Source organism: Deltaproteobacteria bacterium HGW-Deltaproteobacteria-6, assembly GCA_002840435.1.
In the GTDB taxonomy this organism is placed as follows: domain Bacteria; phylum Desulfobacterota; class Syntrophia; order Syntrophales; family Smithellaceae; genus UBA8904.
Genome location: PHAT01000032.1, coordinates 1 through 1,494 on the forward strand (window position 1 = coordinate 1; position 1,494 = coordinate 1,494).

The 1,494-nt window shown below is 48.5% G+C and carries 3 protein-coding genes; 1 reads left to right on the forward strand and 2 read right to left on the reverse strand.

The window, feature by feature from the left end:
• The coding region (locus CVU71_18585; GenBank protein PKN16726.1) for a hypothetical protein at positions 1-307 on the forward strand (307 nt) is incomplete at its 5' end.
• Between the two features lie 24 nt (positions 308-331).
• Here the strand turns inward: CVU71_18585 and CVU71_18590 are convergent.
• Both CVU71_18590 and CVU71_18595 read right to left on the reverse strand, forming a co-directional pair.
• Complete coding sequence (locus CVU71_18590) at positions 332-520, reverse strand: hypothetical protein (protein PKN16727.1); 189 nt, start codon at positions 518-520, stop codon at positions 332-334.
• A 72-nt stretch (positions 521-592) separates the two neighbouring features.
• On the reverse strand, positions 593-1,494 hold a 902-nt coding region (locus tag CVU71_18595), incomplete at its 5' end, for a hypothetical protein (GenBank protein ID PKN16728.1).

Consider the following 1,494-nt stretch of genomic DNA (forward strand, 5'->3'; position numbering starts at 1 on the left):
TCCATGGCCCCTGGCAGAAATCGTCCATCAGCATCACGAACGGATGAACGGTGCCGGTTATCCGAGAAACCTGAAAGGGAATGAAATTCTTATGGAGGCCCGCATTCTTGCCGTAGCAGATGTTGTGGAAGCTATGGCTACCCACCGCCCTTATCGTGCGTCATTGGGTCTGGATGCGGCTCTTAAAGAGATAGAGGAAAACAAGGGGATTCTTTATGACAATGGTGTCGCCAATGCATGCCTGAGATTATTCCGTGAGAAAGGCTATCAGCTCACCTACCAATATGAGTTGTTCAGGCTAAACTAAACAGGTATCATGATGAGCTGGCCATTAGCTTTCAACTTCCCGCACGGTATTTAACTTTTTATAACCGTTGGCCGCCCAGGTGTATAAATCCTGCACCGTCACATTGCTGGAACAGGCAAATTGGCGAGCGCCTTGTTCCATTCGTCCCTGACTCTGTTTGTTTTTGTAGATTTTAAATGAACCGTTTTTGAACAGCATTAAATAATATTCCAAATTTTAAATCTCCCTTCAAATTTTAGTTTCTCGATTCACTTTTTCAATTTTGCTCCAGTGTATCGATCCATGTCACATCAGAAAAATTCCGCTTAAAATGTATCCCCCTGCAATGAGCGCCTGCGTCAGCAGTACCAGCAGAACATTCTTTCCCATGGCATTCAGAAAGGTTTCCATGTCGTCATACCGGAACGATCCTTTAATGACCTGGAAGGCCAGGGGCAACGTCACGAGCGACACAAGCGTGAAGACAGGCATGTAACGACAGATGACCGCCCAGACGACCCAGACATAAACAAGCAACGTAACGATCGAAAAAAAATAAGCCGCTTTTTTCTTGCCGGCAATAATCGGCAGCGTGCGCCTGTTCACCGTCACATCCGCTTGGGCATCCGGAAACTCATTGAGTAAAAGCAGATTATGCACCAGAAAAAATGACGGCATTGATGCGATGAAAGCGCTCGCTGAATACGCACCAGTATGAACAAAATATGCACCCATCACCGGCAGAATCCCCAGTCCCAGGCCGGCCGACCACTCGGGATAACCCATTTTCAGAATGAGAGGGGTATAAAAGATAATCAGAAGAGCAGCCAGCACCAGAAGCGGTAAAAGCATCCAGCCCGATTTCAGCACAAAAAACAAAGCGATAGGAATCAGAATAAGCAAGCAGACAATCCCCAGCCACAAAACCTCTGAAACCGTCAACAAACCTTCCGGTGCGGCGCCGCTCCCGCCGCTGAAGGGAGTGCGGCGGGGTTTATAATCCAGTCCCCTGCGGGCATCGAAATAGGCGTTAAAGATATTGACCGCCGCATGGGCGACCAGGAGACCGAATGTGGCCAGTGCCGCATACCCGAGGTTAAACGGCGAGCCGAAAAGCCTTGATTCATACCAGGCTACGGCGGCTCCCAGAATACCCAGGATCAGCGCTAAAATCAGAAAAGGAATGCGAATAACAGTTACAATGCCTT